Genomic DNA, 20,875 nt, shown 5'->3' on the forward strand with positions numbered 1-20,875 from the left:
GTAGATCTACTCCCGGCAGGGCCTAGAAAAACAACCCAAGCTCTTCCGAACGGCGCACCAGTTCCAGGGTGCTGTGGACATCCAGGATCTGCATGATCGTGTACTTGTGCGCCTCTACGGTACGCACGGAAAGGCCGAGTTGCGCGGCGATCTGCTTGGAGCGCAGTCCCGTGCCGACCAGCCTGAGTACTTCGCGCTGTTTGGGTGTGAGTTCGTGCAGCTCGCCCAGGTGGCCGCGCAGGTAACGGGCGCCTAGTGATGGCGTGACATAGCTGCGCCCCTCCAATACCTGCTGCAGGGCCAGTAGTAGCTCCTCGCCGGCAGCGAGCTTGAGCACGTATCCGTTGGCTCCCGAGCGCATGGCCGCAGCCGCCAGGGCGGGCTCGGCATGCATGGTCAGGAACACGAAGGGCACGGTGTTGCCTTCCGCGCGCAGGATCTTAAGCACATCCAGCCCGTTGCAACCGGGCATGTTGATGTCGGAGAGGACGAGATCCGGCGCCTCGCTACGCACGTGGGCCAGCAAGGCATGGCCATCCTGGGCCAGGGCCGCCAGGTCGAAGCGTTCATCCAGCAGGCGGGTGATGCCCTCGGCCACCATGCGGTGGTCATCGGCAAAAACGACGCGAGCTCGCGTCGCACACATCACATCGTTTTCGTCGGAATCCGGATACATACATCTACTCCCTTCCCAGGTGTGCTGGATATATCAAAGCTGCCCCCCAGCAGCTTCGCCCGTTCATTCATGCTGGTGATGCCGATACCCGTGCGCGCGGCAGGGCACGGTGGTGAGGTAAAGCCCTGTCCATCGTCGAGCACCTGCAGCGTGGCGATCCCTTCGTCCACCATCGCCCGCAGGGTGATCTCGTTCGCGCCGGCGTGGCGCACGGCATTGGCCAGGGCCTCCTGCGCTACGCGGTAGAAGCACAACGCGATCTCTGGCCCAAGCTCATTCACGGCATCGTCGGCCAGTACCCGCACGCGTGGCCACGCGTGGCCTGCGGGGTGCCTGCACAGGTTTTCCAGGGCGCTGCGCAGCCCTACATGCTGCAGGCAGCTGGGGTGTAGCTGGTGGGAAAGCTGGCGCACGTCGTCGCACAGGGCCACGATCCGGTCCTGCAGGCCACTCACGTCGTCGGTGTATTCCGGCGCAAGGCGCTTGCGCAACGTGGAAAGATCGATCGAGGCGGCGGCAAGTCGCTGGTTGATATCGTCGTGCAGATCGCGCGCCAGATGGGCGCGTTCCTGTTCCTGCGTGGCGATAAGACGCCCCGCCAGTTCGCGCAACTCGACGTGCGCGGCAACGAGGGAACGCCGCCCGGCGAAGCGTTGTTCCACGACGACGGCGACCGCGAGGGCGGCGATCGCTGCCAGCAGGCTCCACAACTGCAGTGCCAGGGTGGTGGCCTGGGCTGAGTCGACCGTAAACGGACCATGTCCGCGCGATGTCATGTGCGCGGCAATGACGGCGATGACGAACATCGTTACGGAGCTGCCCGGCATCTGCGCGTAGAAGATAGCGGCGATCACGATGGGCGTCGGCGCCAGGCAAAGCAATGGCCTGAACTGCTGCTGGTCGCCATAGGCATACCACAGGATGACCAGCAGGACGATGGCCAGCACCAACAGGATAAGGAAGCCGATATCGAGGCTGCCCACATCGCGCAGCGCCGATTCGTGCGCTCGCAGGCTGCACCAGGCGGGCACGTAAAGGGCGTAACCCAGCGCTTGCGCCGTGATCAGGTTTTCCCATCCCGGGATGATCATGTCGTTCAGTGCGGTGAACCGGCCAAGCACGACCGTTAGCCCGACCGCCATGACGGGAAGTGCGATGATCGCCAGCAGCGTAAACACCACCAGCATGCGAAAATCCTGCAGGGCCGGTACACGTCGCGGCAGCTTTCGCATGCACCATGCAACGACCGGAATGAGCGCGATGTTGGGCAGGGCGACCAGGCCTACATCGGCGAGAGGCCATCCGAACGCGCTCACGGTGCCCACCAGGCCCGCATAGCCAGCCGCAAGCAGCGCTGGCCACATGGCAACCGGCGTGGCCAACAGGACACCCAGCAACACCGCGCCGGGAAACCACACCACGTGCGTACCGTTCTGGTGATCCCAAAGTGCCGTGGATACCAGCTGCGCAGCGACGACCCCGGCGCAGGTGAGAGCGCACCAGGTGGCAACCTGCCGATGGTCGGATGCCCGTGTCGCCATCACCGTCGCTCCCGGCACACCGCTAAGGCGTGCTTCCTTTCCGGTGTGATGTTGCACTGGCGGCCCCTGCGTCGCCTCGGTTGATACTAGCGATTGCACGGATGTTCGGAAAGGGCAAAGTTCGTTGTAAGTCGCAGTTTTTTCTAAGTAGTTATGCGTGGTCGTACCGGCCTTTTCTTCGCTGCCTTGGTGCACGCCGACGGGGGAAACTGCACGAATTCCCGGGTGGAGGCGCGCATATGCGCAGGTCATGGCTGGCGATCACGGTACTGTGCGCCTTCACGTCCGTGACGGCTGTGCACGCGGCAAGCCTGCAGCCTTCGCCGTGCATCGGGTTGGTGCTCGGCGGTGGCGGGGCGCGTGGCGCGGCGCACATCGGCGTCATCCAGGTGCTCGAGCGCGAGCACATCCCCATCTGCAAGGTGGCCGGCACGAGCATGGGCTCGATCGTCGGTGGGCTGTATGCCGCGGGCTATTCCGCCGATGAGATGGAGCACGTGATTGGCGAGCTGGACTGGAAGGACCTGTTCTCCGATGACCCCGACCGTGCCGAAGAGCCCATGCACCGCAAGGATGCCGACTACCGGTACCTGCTGAACTTCGAGGTGGGCTACAAGAATGGCCACATCGTGACGCCTGCGGGCGTGGTGCAGGGGCAAAAGCTGCTGCTCCTCTTGCGCCGCCTGCTGGTCTCCACGTGGAATGTGCATGACTTCAACGACCTTTCCATCCCGTTCCGCGCCGTGGCAACAGATATCGTCGTAGGCAAGCCGGTCGTCTTCGCCAGCGGCGACCTCCCCCTTGCGATCCGCTCAAGCATGTCGGTGCCGGGCGCCTTCGCCCCCACGAATGTCGAGGGCAAGCTGCTCGTGGACGGTGGCCTGATGGATAACGTGCCTATCGACGTTGTGCGTGACATGGGGGCGGACAGGCTGATCGTGGTCGATGTCGGCTCGCCGCTGGCCGAGGAATCGCAGCTGAGTAACCCCGTGGCGCTGCTGAACCAGATGGTCAGTGCGTTGATGGCCGAGAAGACCGATCGGCAACTGAAAGCCCTGTCTGGCCAGGACATCCTGATTCGCCCGGCACTCGGCAAGCTGGGCGCGGGAGAGTTCAACCGCGCCGAGGAAGCTATTGCGATCGGCCGTGCCGCGGCCGAAGCGGCGCTTCCCCGGCTTCGCGCACTCTCCGCATCGCCGCAGGCGTGGCAGGCGTTCCTGGACAACCACCGCCAGCGCGATTTCGATCCCAAGCTGGTGGCCTTTATCGATGTGGATGAGCGGCACACCCATAGCGGCAAGTTCGCCGGCGAGCAGCTACAGCCTGAGGTGGGAAAGCCGTTTGACGCCAGGGATGTCGAAGCGCGCATCGGTACGATCTACGGCCAGGGTAGCTACCAGCAAGTGGATTACCACCTGGTGCAGCGTGATGAGGACCGCGGCATACGGCTCACGCCGGTCGACAAGGCGTGGGGGCCCATCTACGGGAAGATGGGGTTCCAGCTGGATGATGATTTCAACGGCCGCAGCGAATACCTGCTCTCCGCAGAGATCACCGCTACCAATCTGAACGACAGCGGCGGCGAGTGGCGGAATACCCTGTGGAGCGGGCGCATTGGTGGCATCCGCTCGGAGTTCTTCCAGCCGTTTGGCCAGGGATCCACCGTGTACGTGATGCCGACGATCACGGCGCGCAACGAAGAAGTTCCGGTCTTCGATGGCAAAGGCGACAAGCAGCTGGCGGAATACCAGATCCGCCGGCGGGGCGGCCAGCTTGAGATCGGCTGGACACCCAAATCGTACTGGCGCATTTCCGCATCGGTGGCGAGGGGGCGGGATTCGGGTGATCTGCGGGTGGGCGAACCCTCGACATTCCCCAATGGCACCTCCGACTACGCGTCGCTGGGGCTCGGCCTCGATTGGGATAGCCTGGATAATGCGCAGTTCCCGACACGTGGCAGCCATATCAATTTCCGCTACACGAGCTACCGCACCTTCATGGGCGGGAAGGTGGATGGCGATGTCGCCAGGCTGGTGGCCGACTGGATCCCGGATTGGGGGCTTAGCACCGGGCGCTATCACCTTCTGCTCGGGCTGCGTGCATCCAGCGCGCTGGATAACACCAACTTCTTCGAATCGCAGGCCTTCCTGGGTGGCTTCCTCAATTTATCCGGCTACGGTGAGCGTTCGCTCTACGGTACGCAGTCGGCACTCGGTCGCGCGGTGCTGTACCGGCGCACGGGCAATCTCGATGCGATCTTCTCCACGCCCATCTATATCGGCATGAGCCTGGAAGCAGGCAACACATGGCGCGACAAGAATGATGTCCGCCTGGGCTCACTGATCTACGCCGGGAGCATCTTCGCGGGCGTGCAATCGCCACTGGGGCCCGTATTTCTCGGGGTGGGCCACGCCGAGGGCGGCCATACCGCTGTGTATCTCACCTTCGGTTCGCTCCTGCGCCCGGGCTTGTAGCCACGGCACGTGATCAATCGAACGGCCCCACATGGCCCGTAAGGCTGATGACGGCAAGGATGCCGATCACCAGCAGCACGAGGCACACCAGCAACGTCAGCGATACGGGGTAGGGGGATTCGCCGTGGATCAACCCTTCGTGCGCCATCGATGCGCGCTCGCGGCGCAGGTAATTCATGTAGTGGATGTGATATCCGATCCCCAGCACCAGCATCAGTATGCCAAGCGACACCAGCGCGACGCCGAAGTGGCGTGGCGCGCTACTATCCTCCGGTAATAGCTTCGCACTGCGCAGGTGTTGGAAGAACTGGGCGATGGTGAACCCGAAACTGATCAGCGATACCGACGTGCGCATGATGGACATGAGTGTTCGGTCCGTACTCATGCGCGTTCGCTGGAACGACATGCCGGTGCGGCGTGCCGATAGTTCCACGGCCGGATCGGGCCGGTCGCCCTCGAGTGCCGCCGGCACGTAATCGAATTTGGCAGGTTCGGTACTCATCGCAGTCTCCAGGCGTCAACGCCCTGCGTTGCCCAACGACAGGAAGTACTGATCCTCGGCCTTGTATCGCCAGGGTCACAGCGCAATTGTTCCGTCGGCCGGTGGGTAGTTCTACCTAGGCGAAAGCGCGCGTAGATTTACCTAGCCGGGTATGGGCGCGACTACGCTTTATGGCGCCGGGAATTCTTCCGAGTATCGACACGTACAGCTGTCGGTGAATGCGCGCGCACCGAACCCTCCACGACGCGCCCGGAGTGTTACGGGAGATACCATGGCAACCAGCAAAGCGAACAAGGCACCGGCGGCAAAGGCCGCCGGGGGCAAGGCAGGTAAGCGCCCCAATATCCTCGTGATATGGGGAGACGATATCGGCATCACTAACCTGAGCTGCTACAGCCACGGTGTGATGGGCTACCAGACGCCCAATATCGACCGACTGGCCCACGAAGGCATGATGTTCACCGATTCCTACGGCGAGCAATCGTGCACCGCGGGCCGGTCGTCGTTCATCACCGGGCAAAGCGTGTATCGCACCGGTTTGTCCAAGGTCGGCTTCCCCGGCGCGCCGGTAGGTATGTCCGACAAGCTCGTCACGATTGCCGCCGTGATGAAAAACCAGGGGTATGCCACGGGCCAGTTCGGCAAGAACCACCTGGGCGATCGCAACGAGCACCTGCCGACCAACCACGGCTTTGATGAGTTCTTCGGGAACCTCTATCACCTGAATGCGGAGGAAGAGCCGGAGATGTACGACTACTTCCCGGAGAAGGATTTCCCCGACTTCGTCAAGACCGTCCGCCCCCGCGGCGTGATCCACTCGTGGGCTACCGACAAGGACGACGCGACGAGCGACCCCCGCTTCGGTCGGGTTGGCAAGCAGAAAATTGACGATACAGGGCCGCTCACCGCCAAGCGCATGGAAACCTGTGATGACGAATTTGCCGCTGCGGCGAAGGACTTCATCAAGCGCCAGGTAGACGACGACACGCCGTTCTTCGTGTGGCTGAATTTCACCCACATGCATATCTTCACGCATACGAAGAAGGAGAGCCTTCGTCAGTCGGGCCGCTGGCAATCGCCTTACCATGACACCATGATCGACCACGATCGTAACGTGGGTGAACTGCTTGATTACCTGGATGAGCTGGGTATCGCGGATGATACGTTCGTCATGTACTCGACGGATAACGGGCCGCACCGGAACTCATGGCCCGATGCAGCGACAACGCCGTTCCGTAGCGAGAAGAACACCAACTGGGAGGGTGCTTTCCGCATCCCCATGCTGGTCCGCTGGCCAGGACACATCGAACCGGGTCGTATCTCCAACGATATCGTGCAGCACCACGACTGGCTGCCCACGTTTGCAGAAATGGCCGGCGCGCCCGGCGCCGTCGATGAACTCAAGAAGGGCTACAAGGCGATAGGCCGAACGTACAAGAATCACATTGATGGCTCGAGCCTGGTGGAGCACCTCACTGACAAGAAGGCGGTGAGCCCGCGCAAGCTGTTCATTTACCTGAGCGACGATGGCGATGTACTCGGCCTGCGCTTCGATAACTGGAAGGTGTTGTTCATGGAACAGCGCTGCAGGGGCACCATGCAGGTGTGGGCTGAGCCCTTCGTACGCCTGCGCCTGCCTAAGGTGTTCAACCTGCGTACGGATCCCTTCGAGTTTGCCGACATCACGTCGAATACCTACTGGGACTGGTTCTTCCATCACGACTACATATTGTTCGGCGCGTGGGCGCTCATGGATAAATGGGTGGCGACATTCAAGGACTTTCCGCCGGTGCAACACCCGAACAGCTTCACGATCGATGAGGCGCTGAAGGTGCTCAGCACGTCGGGGCGCGCGGATTAGCGGTTCGTTGAAACGAGACAGGAACGGCGCCGCAAGGCGCCGTTCTCTTGTGCCGATGTGTCGTTGCTATGTCTTGGCCTGGGTCCGGCGTAGCTCACGGATCACCTGGCGCGCGGCATCCACCGCGTCATCCTCGGCGGCCTCCACGTAGCTGTGCATGCGCTTGCCGGGCAGGTGGGCCAGTGCGTTCCCCGCGGCATCCCGTACGACGGCATCCGCAGTGAAACAAGTCACGTCGTTCTCGCCCACGTGGCGGATCGTGGTGATCTCGTACGAGTAGTCCAGCGGTTGGCGTTGCATGGCAGACCTTCTGCGGTGGGCGGGCGATAGCCTAGGCATCACGGGGTGACGGGCACTTCAGTCCAGCTCGAATCGGGATCGAACCGCTGGATACGCGTGGCAGCCGCGGCCGTGTCCTTGCCCAGGTCCTTCTGGAACACCTGGCCATCGTGGCTTATCTCGAAGGTCATGACGCCCGTCTCGCCGTAGCTCGCAGGCCATGCGAGCAACGCGAAGCCATTGGCCATTTTTCCGCCGGCCACGTAGTTGTAGGCACCGCCCGGAGCCGATGGGCCCTGGGCTGTGAGGATCCGGTAGTGGTATCCGTAGTACGTGTCGCCGGCGACCTTTTCGGGCGCGAGGTACGGGCCAAGCGGGCTTTCTGGCTGGCCCTGTTCCGGCGGCCAGTACAGCCCATCGTGCTGCCCGGGGCTGCTGCGCAGCTTGCCGGCATAGTGCGGCACGGTGTCCTTGTCATGCAGGCCGGCCGCGTACTCGCGCTGGGCGTCGTAATAGGCGAGCAGCACCTTGGTCACCGCCATCTCGTTGTGCCCGACCTGGCGCGCCACGATCTCCTCATGCCCCGCGGTTACATCGAAGTGCCACCCCTGAGCATCCTTCACCAGCGGGATCGGAAGCTGCCACCCCGAAGGCCCCACGGTAATGTGCGTCGTTCCGCCATCGGTAGCCAGGCGGTGACTGCTGGCATAGTCATCAACGAACGCGTCGACATCGGCACGTTCGACGCCATCGGTGGGTATGTACGTGCGCCAGTCGTTACCCAGTACCTTCGCGAGTGCGGCTTCGTCATGGTCTTTCAGCGCCGCCACGAACGCATCGGCGGCGGCTTCGGCTGTCGGGTAGCTTGCCGCTGCGGCCCATGCCCCTGCACAAGCCAGCAAGCTGGCGCCGAGCAGGGTGCGGGCGAGGGTTTTGCCAGTCACGGTCATGGCGTGCTCCTAGCGGCGATGGAATCCGCCGGCGCGGTTAGGCACCTGGCGGTTGACGGGGTGTGCGGCGGCGGCACCGGCGCCCGGGCGGCTGCCCGCGCTGTGCTGCAGGCTGGCCTGGCCACGCTGGCGTGCGGCACCTGCATCACCGGGCGAGCGCACGCCGGAGAACGCATTGGCACGGGCTTCGCCGCCGCCCTGGCGTTGGATGCCGCCACCGCTGGCGCCTGGACGGTTGCCCGGCGATCGATCGGCGGCGGCACGGTTGCCAAGGTCACGGTTACCGGCGTTGGCGCCCCGGCTATCGCGGTTGGCCAGGTTTCCCGCGGCGCCATCGCGATGACCGGGGTTGCCGGAAGCGGCACCCCGGTTCCCGAGGTTGCCCGCATCGCCACGCTTCAGGGCGGGTGATGCACCGCCCCCGGTGGAACGGTTGAAGCTCTGCAGGGCCTGGTCGCGGTTGGCATTACGGGCGGTGTCGTTGCCGCGGAATGCCTGGCGTTGCTGCGCGCCGCCCACGCCCTGGTTAAAGCGTGCCTGGGTGGCGGAATTGCGATACGGCGTGCCACGCCGGTTGGCGGGGTTGTGGTTCCAGTTAACGTTGCCATTGCCGCTGATGCGGTTATTCACATTGATGTTGTTGTAGCGGTTGACGTCGATGTGCACATCGTTGTGGCCCCAGTCGAAGCCGCCCCACAGCGAGTTGGCGATGGCGACGCCGGTACCGAAGGCCAGTCCGCGCGCGAGGGCGCCTGCCACCGGGTACTGGTAGCCAGGCGGTGGGGGCCAATACGGCGGGGGGTACGCGGGGTACGCCCAGGTGCCGTAAACGACCGTAGGGTTATAGGTGGGGACGTAGACGACCTGTGGGTTCGCGGGCTCGATCTGGATCACCGTGGTTTCCGGTGCCGATTGCTGCACGACGACCTTCTGCTGCTCGTTCGATTTGAGCGTGCCGGCCTTTTGCGCCTGCGCGCGAAGGCGCTGCACGGAGGCCATGACGTCATCGGGCTGGGCCAGGAAGGCGTCACCGACGTTGCGTACCCACTCCGGCTGCGAGCCCATCTGGGCGAGGACCTGTGGGAAGGCCACGAGCGACTGCACGCTCGGATCCCACGGCTTGGAAGCGACCTGTTTGACGGCGGCATCGCCGGTCGCCTTCGGGTTCTGCTTCGACCAGGCGGCGGCATCCGCGACATCCGCAGGGTAGGTACAGGCCATCAGGATCTGCGAAAGCAGGGCATCCGGGTACAGCGCCACCGGCGCCATGAACTGGTCGATCTGCTCTTTCGGGAACGTGTTGCCCGGGGCTGCTGCGCCCGCATCCTGGGCGCTGGCGGCCACGGCGCCCAGGGCCAGCATGGCTGCGACGGCGTAGCGCAGCAGTTTCGCGAACAGGCGTGTGTTCACGGGACCTCTCCAAGGCGAATGTCATTCGCAGCATCCGGCTGCGCCCACCTGCCCGAAAGCGCAGATGTGCGTAGCCGGTAACCGCAAAACTACCTATGGAGTGGCCGGTTTTTGGGGCGGCTCAGAAGACGAGCGATGCCATCTTCCTGCGGTACCCGCCCACGAGCTCAGCATCGTCGAGCGTGGCAAATGCAGCGAGCAGGCGCTTTTTCGCCTGGTTATCGTTCCAGTCGCGCTGGCGCTTGAGGATATCGAGGAACTGGTCGAGGCCAGCCGGGGCATCGCCCTCGATCAGCAGGCGCACGCCCAGCAGGTCGCGGGCTTCCCAGTCATCGCCGTTCGCTGCAACGCGCTGGCGAAGCTCGGCAAGGGATGGCGCGCCGGCAAGGGCACGGGCCAGATCGAGCTGGCTGCGCAGGCGTACCGCGCGGGCATCCGTGGCCAGGTTCGCGGGCAGGGCGTCCAGCTCGGCCTGGGCCGGGCCCACCTGGCCAGCGCGGAGCAGGGCCAGCGCCAGGTCGAGCTTCAGCTCGGCACGGGCCGGCTCGGCGGCGATGGCCTGCTGCAGGCGGTTGATCGCTTCCTCGGCGGTCTCGGGCTCGGCTTCGATCACCTCGGCGCCGGCGGCGGCCTCACCCGTGGCCGGCTGGATGCCGTTGCGGGTAAGGAATTCACGGAGCTGGCCCTCGGGCAGGGCACCGGCAAAGCCGTCGGCCATCTGCCCATCCTTGATCAGGATGACGGTGGGGATGCTGCGCACGCCGAACATGGCAGCGAGCTGCTGCTCGGCATCCACATCGATCTTGGCCAGGCGGAAGGCGCCGTTGTACTCAGCGGCCAGCTTTTCCAGCATGGGCCCCAGGGTTTTGCAGGGGCCGCACCATTCGGCCCACAGGTCGACCAGGATGGGGGTCTGAAGCGAGGCCTGGATGACATCGTTTTCGAACCCGGCCGTGGTCGCGTCGAAGACATGTTCGCTATGGGTCTGGGCGCTGCTCACGGAAGGCTCCTGCGGGGATGGGGAAAGATGCCCCCTAAATCGGGGAAGTTCGGCAGCATATCAAGGTCATGCCGCCCTTTAGGAGCACTCCGTACGCGCCCGTCATGCGCCGTTTACGCGGATTTGCGATCATATCGGCATGGGCCATACCGGCCTTCCCGCGCCGGCGTGCATGCAAAAAGTTCCTGACCTCATTATTTGCGAACACTGCGATACCGTTTACCAGCGGCGCCACCTGGCGCGGGGCGAGGTGGCGCAGTGCGTGAATTGTGGCGCGGTCCTGGAACGCCACCAGTGGCTGGGCCTCGATGCGCAGTACGCCCTGATCGTGGCGGCTGCCATCGTGTTCGTTATCGCCAACGTCTCGCCCATCGTCACCCTGGGCTTCTCGGGCATGTTTGCCGATACCACCCTGTGGGGCGCGGTTATCGCCATGTGGAACGATGGCGCGCAGATCGTGGCGGCGCTCACCGCCCTTACGCTGTTTTTCTTCCCGCTGGTGCAGATCGCCCTGTTTGGCTGGGTGCTGGCCTTTGGTCGGCGGGGCGTGAGGGCGCCGGGCTTTGGCCTGGCCATGTCGACGCTGGTGCACATCAAGCCGTGGAGCATGATCGAGGTATTCATGCTTGGCGTGCTGGTGGCGGTGGTCAAGGCCCACACCTATTTTGACGTGGTGCCGGGCATTGGCGTGTGGGCGTTTGGCTTCCTGACGGTGCTGATCACGGTGTTTGCCAGTCACGACCCGCGCAACCTGTGGGACGTGACCCGCGAGGTGCGCCGGTGAGCGAGATGCTGCGAGCGAAGGACCTTGGGATCATGGGCTGCCACGTGTGCCGCCTGGTCACCACGTATACGAACGACCCGCATGCCCGCTGCCCGCGCTGCCACAACCCGCTGCATGCGCGGAAAGCGGGCAGCGTATCCCGCGCGTGGGCCTTCCTGGTCGCGGCAGCCATCTTCTATGTGCCGGCCAACCTGTTTCCGATCATGCGGACGCAGAGCCTGTTCAGCAAGGACGACAACACGATCCTGAGCGGTGTATTCGAGCTGTGGCGCAACGGCTCGCCCGACCTGGCGATTATCGTCTTCACGGCCTCCATCGTGGTGCCCGTGCTGAAGTTCTGCATCATGGGCTACCTGCTGGTGTCCGTGCAGCGGGCCAGCGATTACGGCCCCCGCCAGCGGGCCAAGTTGTACCGCTTCGTGGAGCTGGTGGGTTACTGGTCCATGCTCGATGTTTTCGTGGTGGCGATTCTTTCCGCGCTGGTGCACTTCAAGGTGCTGTCGCGCGTTGAGCCGCTGCCTGGCGTTATCTATTTTGGCATCGTCGTGGTGCTGACGATGCTGGCGGCGATGAGCTTTGATCCCCGCCTGATCTGGGACAAAAGGAAGGCGAAATGAGCGATATGCAAGAAGGGAACAAGCCGGAAGGCGAAGACCTGCCCCAGCCCGAGGTGCGCCGGTCCAAGATGGGCGTTTCGCTCATCTGGCTCGTGCCGATCATCGCCGCGCTGGTGGGCATTTCGCTGCTGGTCAACCACTACATCTCGGCAGGCCCGCAGATCGAAGTGACGTTCCAGACCGGCGAAGGCATCGAAATCGGCAAGACCCAGGTCAAGTACAAGAACGTCGTGATCGGCAAGGTCACGACCATGCGCCTGTCGAAAGATCGCACGCATGTGAAGGTAACGATCGACCTGGAGAAGAACGCGTCGGAGTTCGCCACCAAGGGCACTCGCTATTGGGTGGTGCGCCCGCGCATCGGCGCAGGCGGCGTTTCCGGCTTCGATACGCTGCTTTCCGGTGCGTTCATCGGCGCCGACACGGGTACCTCGGATGAGGACCAGAGCGACTTTACTGGCCTGGAGACGCCGCCGGCCGTGACCCACGGCGCACCGGGCCGCCGCTTCCAGCTGCACACGGCCGATCTGGGTTCGCTGGATATCGGCTCGCCGGTGTACTTCCGCCGCATCCAGGTGGGCCGCATCGTGTCGTACGAACTGGACAAGGACGGGAAGGGCGTTTCACTGCAGTTGTTCGTGGATGGCCCGAACGATCGCTTCGTTACCAAGGATTCGCGCTTCTGGAATGCCAGTGGCGTGGATGTGTCGCTGGGCGCCGATGGCCTGAAGTTGAACACCCAGTCGCTGGCCACGGTGATCGCTGGCGGCGTCGCGTTCCAGGATCCGCTGGGGCCGCATGATGAAACGCCCGCGCCGGAAATGAGCGAATACACGCTGTTTGCCGACCAGGGCACCGCGCTGGCGCCGCCGGACGGCAAGCCGCGCTACATCCGCATGCGCTTTGAGCACTCGCTGCGCGGCCTGAACGTGGATGCGCCGGTTGAAATGCTTGGCGTGAAGGTGGGCAAGGTCGTGTCGGTCAACCTGGACTATGACCCGGTGAAGAAGAGCTTCCCGGTGATTGTCGGCGCATTGGTGTACCCGCAGCGCCTGGGCAAGGCGCATGACAAGCTGGCCCAGGTACTGGGTGGCGACGAAGATACGTTGTTCCCGCGGATCATGAAGGGCCTGGTGGAGCATGGCCTGCGTGCGCAGGCGCGCTCGGGCAACCTGCTTACCGGCCAGCTGTATATCGCGATGGATGTGGATCCCAAGGCGCCCGCGGTGCCCTTCGATGCCGCTGGCAAGCCGCTGGAAGTACCGACGGTGCCGGGTGATTTCGATCACCTGCAGGAGCAGCTGTCGAGCATCGTGGACAAGATCTCGAAGATCCCGTTCGATTCGATCGGCAAGAACGTGGATGGCAGCCTGAAGGAGTTGAACGGCACGCTGCGCCAGGTGAATACCGAACTCTTGCCGGAGGCGAAGAAGACGCTGCAGGGCGTGAACCGCACGGTGGGCACCGCGAACGATGCGCTGAGCGAGAACTCGCCGTTGCAGCAGAACATTGCCAACACGCTGGAAGAACTGCAGCGCACGGTCCGCTCGGTGCGTGCATTTACCGATTACCTGGGCCGCCACCCGGAGGCGCTGCTGCGCGGCCGTGGCGCCGATGCACCGCCGCCGGCCACCGCGCCGTCGTCCCCGAAGCAGGGCAAGGAAGGACAGCCATGATGAAGTTCACCCGCCACGCCGCTTCGGCGCTGATCGTCACGGCCCTGGCTGCCTGCTCGTCGGCGCCGGTGCATTTCCATACGCTGGTGCCACCTGCGGCCGCACAGGCCAGCACGGTGGCGCCGTTTGCGATCGATGTCCTGGCGGTGGGCGTGCCGCCGCAGGTGGATCAGCCCTCGATGGTGCTGCGTTCGGGCAGTTCGTTGGTGAGCGTGCTGGATGGCGAGCGCTGGGCGTCGCCGCTGGGCGATGAGATCCGCTCGGCGCTGGCGGCGGACCTGTCGTCGCGGCTTGGTACGCACGATATCCATGGCTTGCCGCGGGCGAAGGATGCGAAGGTGGTGGCGGTGCAGGTGGATGTGCGCCGTTTCGACTCGGAGCTGGGCGGCAGTGCGACGCTGGAGGCATCGTGGTCGGTGCGTTCGGGTGAGCAGTCGGCGAACTGCGCGTCGCGCGTGGTCGAACCGGCGGGCGGCAGCTACGACGCGCTGGTGGATGCGCACCAGCGCGCGTTGGGCCAGCTGGCCGATCAGATCGCCACCGCCAGCCGCTCGCTAGCCGCCGGCCAGCCCGGCACCTGCCGCTAAGCTCGCCTTCGCGCCAGTGAACCGGTTCATTCGCTGGCGCGAATGCATGCCACCAGCGGCTTGCGCCGCCTTGCTCTTGTCCGTTGAGGCACAGAGCCCTTGGTGCCCACCCTCGCTGCTCAGACAGGTCCTCCGCGTTCGGTGCGGAGTGCCGCTGCGCGGCATGTGTACTTATTTGGCCTACGGCCGCTCTCTTGTGCGGAACTCGCCTCGAGGGTGGGCACCAAGGTCTCTCTGATACACCGAGGTTGCGCAGCGGAGAGCCCGGGCCCGGTAGCGCCCCGCCCTTCTAGGAGGCGACCCTGTGGCCGACGGCTTTCGCGACACCGCCGCAGGCCCTGTGCGTGATCAACCATCAAAGTGATGACGCCGGATCAGCTCACTGTGCCGCTGCCACCAACGTCGCCGACAGCTGTGCCGGACTCGCCGTCACAAACGCCCCCATCGCCAACACACAGGTCAGCACGGCAGCAGCGAAGAAGGTCTTCAGCAGGAAGGTCTCGACTTTCATGGTGGTTCTCCTTGGGCATATCGGGTGAGGCATGAGCCCCTTTGCCCTAGACGTTGCATCCCCCGTGCCAACGCTCGCGGCACCTCACAAACGGCGCCACCAAGCCATTCTCAGCGACCTACCGCGCCGCGCCCCACGTGTCCGCGGACGCTTCCGTGTCCGACCGCCCATGTCCACCGCAGATAACGCCGCGGCTCTCCCACCACCCAACCTCTAGGATCAAAAGAGCCGTCGGTGCCCACCCTCGAGGCGAGTTCCGCACAAGAGAGCGGCCGTAGGCCATATAGGTAAACCATGCGCCGTAGGCGCATTCCGGTCCGAACGCGGAGGACCTGTCTGAGCAGCGAGGGTGGGCACCGACGGCTCTTCGCCTCAAGCCCTCACGAGCGAGGCGGCCCAAGCCGCTAGTTACATGCATTCGCCAAAGGCGAATGAACCGCTTCCAAAGCGCAAGACCGCACCCGAGCCAAACCCGCTGGACAGCAACCCGAGGTTGCCCCCCAATACCTCGTGGGATAGTCTCCCGCGATTGAGCGCCGCGTTCTTACGCAGCCCACCCGAGCACCCATCCGGTACCAGACACCATGCAGGACAGCAACGACCAGGCCACCCGCGAGCAGGGCGGTTACGCCCCCGACGCCGTAGAAACCGCCGCCCAGCGCTACTGGAGCGACACCCGTGCCTTCGAAGTCACCGAAGACACCGGCAAGCCCAAGTACTACTGCCTATCGATGCTGCCGTACCCCTCCGGTGCCCTCCACATGGGCCACGTCCGCAACTACACCATCGGCGACGTCATCAGCCGGTTCCAGCGCCAGCAGGGCAAGAACGTCCTCCAGCCCATGGGCTGGGATGCCTTCGGCCTGCCCGCCGAGAACGCCGCGATCAAGAACAAGACCGCGCCGGCCAAGTGGACCTACAAGAACATTGAACACATGCGCGAGCAGCTCAAGCGCATGGGTTTCGCCTACGACTGGACCCGTGAGGTCACCACCTGCCGCCCCGAGTACTACCAGTGGGAGCAGCAGATGTTCACCCGGCTCATGAAAAAGGGCCTGGTTTACCGCAAGAACAGCGTCGTTAACTGGGATCCGGTCGACCAGACCGTGCTCGCCAATGAGCAGGTCATCGACGGCAAGGGCTGGCGCTCGGGCGCCGTGGTCGAAAAGCGCGAGATCCCGCAGTGGTTCCTCAAGATCACCGCCTATGCGCAGGAACTGCTCGACGGCCTGGACACCCTGCCGGGCTGGCCGGATGCCGTGAAGACCATGCAGCGCAACTGGCTGGGCCGTTCCGAGGGCCTGGAGATCACCTTTGATGTGGACGGCCAGGCCGAGCCGTTGAAGGTGTTCACCACTCGACCGGACACCTTGCTGGGTGTGTCCTACGTCGCCGTGGCTGCCGAGCACCCGATTGCCACGCGCGCCGCCGAAGGCAATCCGGGCCTGGCCGAGTTCATCGAAAGCTGCAAGGCCGGCGGTGTCTCCGAGGCCGAGCTGGAAACCCAGGAAAAGCGCGGTTACTACACCGGCGTCGATGCCGTGCACCCGATCACCGGCGAAAAGGTGCCCGTGTGGGTCGCCAACTTCGTGCTGATGGGGTACGGCACGGGCGCCGTCATGGCCGTGCCTGGCCATGACCAGCGCGACTGGGAATTCGCCCAGAAGTATTCGTTGCCGATCAAGATGGTGGTCGTGGACCGCGGCGTGGTCGATGCACTGGCCGAGCTGAGCCGCGACCTGGCCAAGGGCGACGGTACCGATGCCACCCAGCATGCACTCGAGGGCGGCAGCACCGATGCCTACGCGCCGTCGGCCGCCGTGGAAACGGTCAAGGCATTTGAAACGGGCATCCAGGAGGCTGGCGCCTACACCGAGCACGGCTACCTGGTGAATTCGGGCGAGTTCGATGGCCTGGACTTCGACGAGGCGTTCAACGCCATCGCCGCCAGGCTCCAGGCCGCCGGCCGCGGCGAGCGCCGGGTGAACTGGCGTATCCGCGACTGGGGCGTCAGCCGCCAGCGTTACTGGGGCTGCCCCATCCCGGTCATCTACTGCCCGCAGTGCGATGCCGTGCCCGTGCCGGAAGACCAGCTGCCGGTCGTGCTGCCGGAGGACGTGGAGTTCTCTGGCGTGCAATCGCCGATCAAGGCTGACCCGGAATGGCGCAAGACCACCTGCCCGAACTGCGGTGGCCCGGCCGAGCGCGAAACCGATACGTTCGATACCTTCATGGAATCGAGCTGGTACTACGCCCGTTACACCAGCCCCGGCGCGAACGCGCAGGTGGATGACCGTGCGAAGTACTGGACGCCCGTCGACCAGTACATCGGCGGCATCGAGCACGCCATCCTGCACCTGCTGTATTTCCGCTTCTATCACAAGCTCATGCGCGACGAGGGCCTGGTGGCCAGCGACGAACCGGCCACCAACCTGCTGTGCCAGGGCATGGTGATCGCCGAGACCTATTTCCGTAAGGAAGCCGACGGCCAGTTCACCTGGTTCAACCCGGCTGATGTCGATGTGCAGCGCGACGAAAAGGCGCGCATCGTCGGCGCGACGCTGCGTACCGATGGCAAGCCGGTGGAAATCGGCGGCATCGAGAAGATGGCCAAGTCCAAGAACAATGGCGTGGACCCGCAGGCGATGATCGGCAAGTACGGCGCCGATACGGTCCGCCTGTTCTCCATGTTCGCCGCACCGCCCGACCAGTCGCTGGAATGGAACGAGGCGGGCGTGGAAGGCATGGCCCGCTTCCTGCGCCGCCTGTGGCGCGATGTGACCACGCATGCCGAAGGCGGCAAGGGGCAGGGCGCGAACCCGGCCGGCGAGGCGGCGCGCAAGACGCTGCGCCGCCAGTTGCACGAGACCATCCAGAAGGTCACCGATGACATCGGCCGCCGCCAGTCCTTCAACACGGCCATTGCCGCGCTGATGGAGTTGCTGAACGCGCTGAACAAGTTCGATGACGCGAGCGAAGAGGGCGTGGCCCTGCGCCAGGAAGCCTTCACGGCGGTGGTGCAGCTGATCAACCCGTTTACCCCGCACGTATCCCACGCCCTGTGGCAGGCGCTCGGCCATGGCGAGGCGCTGGTGGAGGATGCCGGCTGGCCGGCCGTTGATCCGGCGGCGCTGGTCCGCGATTCGCTGACCTATGCGGTGCAGGTAAATGGCAAGCTTCGCGCTACCATCGAGGTGCCGGCCAACGCTTCGAAGGACGAAGCCGAGGCCATGGCTCGCGCCGTGCCCGTCGTGGCGGCGCAGCTGGAAGGCCTGACCGTGCGCAAGGTGATCGTCGTGCCCGGCAAGATCGTCAACATCGTCGCAGGATAACCATGAGCCCGAACGTTCTCCGTATCGCCCTGGCCATCGCCGCCACCGCCCTGCTGGGCGCGTGCGGATTCCACCTGCGCCAGTCGGCGGCCCTGCCTGCGGGCATGGAGAAGGTGCACCTCACCGTGGTCGGCGGCGGGCGCCTCGAGCGTGAGCTCTCGCGTGCACTGGGTAATTCCAACGCCACGGTGGTGGATAAACCGGGCGCGGGCATTGCTGAGCTCGCCATCACCCAGAATTCGTTCCGTACCGATTCGCTCACGGTGAGCGGTACCGCGCGCGTGACCGAATACGCGGTGCGCTACCACGTTGAGTTCAATGCCAAGGGGCCGGATGGCACCCTCCTGGTCGCCCCGCAGCAGGTCGATATGTCGCGCGAGTTCAGCTACGACGCGACGAACACGATCGGTACCGCCGCGCAGACGGAGGAGTTGCAGCGCAGCCTGATCGGCGACATGGTCCAGTCGATCCTGTTCCGCCTGCAGGCTGCCCGTACCCACCCACCGGCGCCCGACGCGGCCCCGGCACCCTCCGCTCAGTAACGGGCGGAGCCGCGGTGCCCATGCAGCCCGCCCAGTGGCATAAGCACCTTGCCGGCGACCGGATGGCGCCGGTGTACCTGCTGGTGGGCGAGGAACTGCTGGTGCTGGAAGCGGCCGACGCGCTGCGGGCCATGGCCCGCAGGCTGGGTTACAGCGAGCGCGAGGTGCTTGAAGCCGATAGCCGCTTCGACTGGGATGACCTGGCCCGTTCATCCGCGGGCCTTTCCCTGTTTGCCACGCAGCGCCTGCTGGACCTGCGCCTGGCCGGGGGTCGCGCGGGCAAGGAGGGGGGCGCTGCCATCACCGCCTTTGTCGATAACCCCCCGCCGGATACCACGCTGCTGATCTCCGCCACCGAGTGGAGCAGCAAGCACGAAGCCGCCTGGACGAAAGCCGTGGACCAGGGCGGGATCCAGGTCGTCTTCAATGCCCCGCGTCCCAATGAATGGGGCCAGTGGATCGGCCAGCGCCTGTCTTCCCGCGGGCTGCAGGCCACGCCCGATGCCATCGCCATGCTGGCCGAGCGGGTGGAGGGCAACCTGCTGGCCGCCGCCCAGGAGATCGACAAGCTGGTGGTGCTGGCAGGCGATCGCCGGCTGGATGCGGCGACGCTGGAGAGCCTGGTCGCGGACAGTGCCCGCTTTGACGCGTTCAAGCTCACCGATGCGGCATTTGCCGGTGATGGTGGGCGTGCCCTGCGCATCCTGGCGGGGCTGCATGCCGAGGGCGATGAGCTTATCGCCCTCATGGGCTGGCTGGTGAATCAGCTGCAGCTCGCCCTGCGCCTGGCCAACGCGCGCGATTTCGCAGCGCAAGCCAAAGTAGAGCGGTTGTGGCCGGCGCGGGAGCAACTCTTCCGCAAGGCGTTGCGCCGTGCGCCCCGTGAACATTGGCTGGCCTGCCTGGCCCGCGCCGCCCGGATCGATCGCATGGCCAAGGGCCGTGAGCAGGGCGATCCATGGCTGGAGGCCGAACGGCTCATCGCCGCGATCGCCGAGCCTCGCGCTGCGGCGGCTTTCGCATGAGCCATCTGCGCCCCCTCGCCATTCTCGGCGGCACGTTCGATCCGGTTCATAACGGCCACCTGCGGGCGGCCTGGGAAGCGGCGGAGGCGCTCGACGCCGACGTGCGCATGGTGCCGGCACGCACCCCGCCGCACCGGCCGCCGCCGATCGCCGATGCCGTGGGCCGGGTGGCCTTGCTGCGCGCCGCGCTGGCGGGGCAATCCCGCCTGGTCATCGATACCCGGGAACTGGACCGCGATGGTCCGTCCTACACCGTGGATACCCTGGCGTCGTTGCGCGCCGAGGTGGGCCCGGACCGGCCGCTGGTACTGCTGGTCGGTGCCGATGCCTTTGCCGGCCTGGCTTCCTGGCACCTTTGGCGCGAGCTTTTCGCCCTGGCGCACATCGGCGTGCTCACCCGCCCTGGCGGTGACCATGCGCTTCCGGCAGAACTGGCCGCCTTCGTGGATGGCCGGCGCTCGCCGCGCCTGGCCGGGCCGGCCGGGCAGGTGATCGATATCGCCATCACACCACTGGATATTGCCGCCACGGCCATCCGCGAAGCCTTCGCCGCAGGCAACGAACCGCGGTACCTGATGCCGGAAACCTGCTTCGGCGATCCCGCGCTCCTCGAACCCTACCGCGCACTCGCCCTTTAACCTTGACGCAGCCCGGCCCGGCCGGGGGTATACTGGCCCCACCCCGGCACTCCGCCGCACGAGGTTTCCGTATCTTGAGTTCGTCCGCATCCCGCAAGGCCAAGTCGCCCGCCAGCAATGAGATTCTCCGCAAGCGCGTGATCGCGGCCCTCGAAGACCTCAAGGCCAAGGACGTTCGAGAAATCGACGTTCGTGGCAAGACCTCCATCGCCGACATCCTGTTCGTCGCCTCCGGCACCTCCGCACGCCACGTGAAATCCATCGCCGATGAGGTGGTGAAGTTCGCGAAGGAAGCCGGTGTGATGCCGCTGGGCGTCGAAGGCCAGACCGAAGCCGAATGGGTGCTGGTCGACCTGGGCGATATCATCGTCCACGTCATGCTCCCGCGTATTCGCGAGTTCTACGGCCTCGAGCGCCTGTGGACGGTGGGCGACGACGCCCCCGACGACGCCGCCAACGATTGATCGCGC

General features: G+C 65.0%; 19 protein-coding genes. 11 read left to right on the forward strand and 8 right to left on the reverse strand.

The window, feature by feature from the left end; genetic code table 11:
• Positions 1-22: 22 nt before the first annotated feature.
• On the reverse strand, positions 23-676 hold the full coding sequence (locus tag ABIE56_RS15250; protein WP_429244638.1) for a response regulator: 654 nt from the start codon (positions 674-676) through the stop codon (positions 23-25).
• Positions 646-2,217: an ATP-binding protein gene (locus tag ABIE56_RS15255; RefSeq protein ID WP_429244639.1), complete on the reverse strand. Its 1,572-nt coding sequence runs from the start codon at positions 2,215-2,217 to the stop codon at positions 646-648. The genes ABIE56_RS15250 and ABIE56_RS15255 overlap by 31 nt, the downstream gene beginning before the upstream one ends.
• Before the next feature lie 239 nt (positions 2,218-2,456).
• Here ABIE56_RS15255 and ABIE56_RS15260 point away from each other — a divergent pair, with 239 nt between their 5' ends.
• Complete coding sequence (locus tag ABIE56_RS15260; RefSeq protein WP_429244640.1) at positions 2,457-4,691, forward strand: patatin-like phospholipase family protein; 2,235 nt, start codon at positions 2,457-2,459, stop codon at positions 4,689-4,691.
• Positions 4,692-4,704: 13 nt separating this feature from the next.
• On the opposite strand, the gene ABIE56_RS15265 is transcribed toward ABIE56_RS15260, so the two are convergent.
• The gene (locus tag ABIE56_RS15265; RefSeq protein ID WP_429244641.1) at positions 4,705-5,193 is read right to left on the reverse strand and encodes a YidH family protein; all 489 of its coding nucleotides are present in this window, start codon (positions 5,191-5,193) and stop codon (positions 4,705-4,707) included.
• A 271-nt stretch (positions 5,194-5,464) separates the two neighbouring features.
• Between ABIE56_RS15265 and ABIE56_RS15270 the strand changes: the two genes are divergently transcribed.
• On the forward strand, positions 5,465-7,054 hold the full coding sequence (locus tag ABIE56_RS15270) for an arylsulfatase (protein WP_429244642.1): 1,590 nt from the start codon (positions 5,465-5,467) through the stop codon (positions 7,052-7,054).
• A gap of 66 nt (positions 7,055-7,120) precedes the next feature.
• Here the strand turns inward: ABIE56_RS15270 and ABIE56_RS15275 are convergent, their stop codons facing one another.
• The 4 genes from ABIE56_RS15275 to trxA form a co-directional block, all read right to left on the reverse strand.
• Positions 7,121-7,354: a hypothetical protein gene (locus ABIE56_RS15275; protein ID WP_429244643.1), complete on the reverse strand. Its 234-nt coding sequence runs from the start codon at positions 7,352-7,354 to the stop codon at positions 7,121-7,123.
• 38 nt (positions 7,355-7,392) lie between these two features.
• Positions 7,393-8,283, reverse strand: a complete 891-nt coding sequence (locus tag ABIE56_RS15280) for a DUF2950 domain-containing protein (RefSeq protein WP_429244644.1) — start codon at positions 8,281-8,283, stop codon at positions 7,393-7,395.
• 9 nt (positions 8,284-8,292) lie between these two features.
• On the reverse strand, positions 8,293-9,693 hold the full coding sequence (locus tag ABIE56_RS15285; protein WP_429244645.1) for a DUF3300 domain-containing protein: 1,401 nt from the start codon (positions 9,691-9,693) through the stop codon (positions 8,293-8,295).
• Between the two features lie 121 nt (positions 9,694-9,814).
• Positions 9,815-10,693 (reverse strand): thioredoxin, encoded by an 879-nt coding sequence (trxA, locus tag ABIE56_RS15290; protein ID WP_429244646.1) that lies wholly within the window; start codon positions 10,691-10,693, stop codon positions 9,815-9,817.
• A 172-nt stretch (positions 10,694-10,865) separates the two neighbouring features.
• Here trxA and ABIE56_RS15295 point away from each other — a divergent pair, with 172 nt between their 5' ends.
• From ABIE56_RS15295 to ABIE56_RS15310, 4 genes are read left to right on the forward strand one after another with little or no spacing between them, the layout of a single operon-like run.
• On the forward strand, positions 10,866-11,477 hold the full coding sequence (locus ABIE56_RS15295) for a paraquat-inducible protein A (RefSeq protein WP_429244647.1): 612 nt from the start codon (positions 10,866-10,868) through the stop codon (positions 11,475-11,477).
• Positions 11,474-12,094, forward strand: a complete 621-nt coding sequence (locus ABIE56_RS15300) for a paraquat-inducible protein A (protein WP_429244648.1) — start codon at positions 11,474-11,476, stop codon at positions 12,092-12,094. Before ABIE56_RS15295 ends, ABIE56_RS15300 begins: the two co-directional genes overlap by 4 nt.
• Positions 12,091-13,770, forward strand: a complete 1,680-nt coding sequence (locus tag ABIE56_RS15305; RefSeq protein WP_429244649.1) for an intermembrane transport protein PqiB — start codon at positions 12,091-12,093, stop codon at positions 13,768-13,770. Before ABIE56_RS15300 ends, ABIE56_RS15305 begins: the two co-directional genes overlap by 4 nt.
• Positions 13,767-14,357 (forward strand): PqiC family protein, encoded by a 591-nt coding sequence (locus ABIE56_RS15310; protein WP_429244650.1) that lies wholly within the window; start codon positions 13,767-13,769, stop codon positions 14,355-14,357. The genes ABIE56_RS15305 and ABIE56_RS15310 overlap by 4 nt, the downstream gene beginning before the upstream one ends.
• Positions 14,358-14,736: 379 nt before the next feature.
• On the opposite strand, the gene ABIE56_RS15315 is transcribed toward ABIE56_RS15310, so the two are convergent.
• A complete protein-coding gene (locus tag ABIE56_RS15315) occupies positions 14,737-14,868 on the reverse strand; it encodes a hypothetical protein (RefSeq protein WP_429244651.1) in 132 nt (43 codons plus the stop codon).
• 584 nt (positions 14,869-15,452) lie between these two features.
• Between ABIE56_RS15315 and leuS the strand changes: the two genes are divergently transcribed.
• The 5 genes from leuS (at position 15,453) to rsfS (ending at position 20,869) form a co-directional block, all read left to right on the forward strand.
• On the forward strand, positions 15,453-18,200 hold the full coding sequence (gene leuS / locus ABIE56_RS15320) for a leucine--tRNA ligase (protein ID WP_429244652.1): 2,748 nt from the start codon (positions 15,453-15,455) through the stop codon (positions 18,198-18,200).
• A gap of 2 nt (positions 18,201-18,202) precedes the next feature.
• The gene (gene lptE, locus ABIE56_RS15325) at positions 18,203-18,742 is read left to right on the forward strand and encodes an LPS assembly lipoprotein LptE (protein WP_429244653.1); all 540 of its coding nucleotides are present in this window, start codon (positions 18,203-18,205) and stop codon (positions 18,740-18,742) included.
• A 14-nt stretch (positions 18,743-18,756) separates the two neighbouring features.
• Complete coding sequence (gene holA, locus ABIE56_RS15330) at positions 18,757-19,767, forward strand: DNA polymerase III subunit delta (protein ID WP_429244654.1); 1,011 nt, start codon at positions 18,757-18,759, stop codon at positions 19,765-19,767.
• A complete protein-coding gene (nadD, locus tag ABIE56_RS15335) occupies positions 19,764-20,405 on the forward strand; it encodes a nicotinate-nucleotide adenylyltransferase (RefSeq protein WP_429244655.1) in 642 nt (213 codons plus the stop codon). The genes holA and nadD overlap by 4 nt, the downstream gene beginning before the upstream one ends.
• A gap of 74 nt (positions 20,406-20,479) precedes the next feature.
• Entirely contained in the window at positions 20,480-20,869 is a 390-nt protein-coding gene (gene rsfS / locus ABIE56_RS15340; RefSeq protein WP_429244656.1) for a ribosome silencing factor, read from the forward strand.
• Positions 20,870-20,875: the final 6 nt, after the last annotated feature.

The organism is Luteibacter sp. 621 (assembly GCF_050435445.1).
Classification (GTDB): domain Bacteria; phylum Pseudomonadota; class Gammaproteobacteria; order Xanthomonadales; family Rhodanobacteraceae; genus Luteibacter.

What these genes read in the sequence shown, in the direction of transcription:
- leuS (WP_429244652.1), top strand. Translation starts at nt 15,453, where the DNA reads ATGCAGGACAGCAACGACCAGGCCACCCGCGAGCAGGGCGGTTACGCC.
- ABIE56_RS15265 (WP_429244641.1), bottom strand. Translation starts at nt 5,193, where the DNA reads ATGAGTACCGAACCTGCCAAATTCGATTACGTGCCGGCGGCACTCGAG.
- nadD (WP_429244655.1), top strand. Translation starts at nt 19,764, where the DNA reads ATGAGCCATCTGCGCCCCCTCGCCATTCTCGGCGGCACGTTCGATCCG.
- ABIE56_RS15280 (WP_429244644.1), bottom strand. Translation starts at nt 8,283, where the DNA reads ATGACCGTGACTGGCAAAACCCTCGCCCGCACCCTGCTCGGCGCCAGC.
- ABIE56_RS15295 (WP_429244647.1), top strand. Translation starts at nt 10,866, where the DNA reads ATGCAAAAAGTTCCTGACCTCATTATTTGCGAACACTGCGATACCGTT.
- ABIE56_RS15275 (WP_429244643.1), bottom strand. Translation starts at nt 7,354, where the DNA reads ATGCAACGCCAACCGCTGGACTACTCGTACGAGATCACCACGATCCGC.
- ABIE56_RS15315 (WP_429244651.1), bottom strand. Translation starts at nt 14,868, where the DNA reads ATGAAAGTCGAGACCTTCCTGCTGAAGACCTTCTTCGCTGCTGCCGTG.
- ABIE56_RS15260 (WP_429244640.1), top strand. Translation starts at nt 2,457, where the DNA reads ATGCGCAGGTCATGGCTGGCGATCACGGTACTGTGCGCCTTCACGTCC.
- ABIE56_RS15250 (WP_429244638.1), bottom strand. Translation starts at nt 676, where the DNA reads ATGTATCCGGATTCCGACGAAAACGATGTGATGTGTGCGACGCGAGCT.
- ABIE56_RS15305 (WP_429244649.1), top strand. Translation starts at nt 12,091, where the DNA reads ATGAGCGATATGCAAGAAGGGAACAAGCCGGAAGGCGAAGACCTGCCC.
- ABIE56_RS15255 (WP_429244639.1), bottom strand. Translation starts at nt 2,217, where the DNA reads ATGGCGACACGGGCATCCGACCATCGGCAGGTTGCCACCTGGTGCGCT.
- lptE (WP_429244653.1), top strand. Translation starts at nt 18,203, where the DNA reads ATGAGCCCGAACGTTCTCCGTATCGCCCTGGCCATCGCCGCCACCGCC.
- ABIE56_RS15310 (WP_429244650.1), top strand. Translation starts at nt 13,767, where the DNA reads ATGATGAAGTTCACCCGCCACGCCGCTTCGGCGCTGATCGTCACGGCC.
- ABIE56_RS15270 (WP_429244642.1), top strand. Translation starts at nt 5,465, where the DNA reads ATGGCAACCAGCAAAGCGAACAAGGCACCGGCGGCAAAGGCCGCCGGG.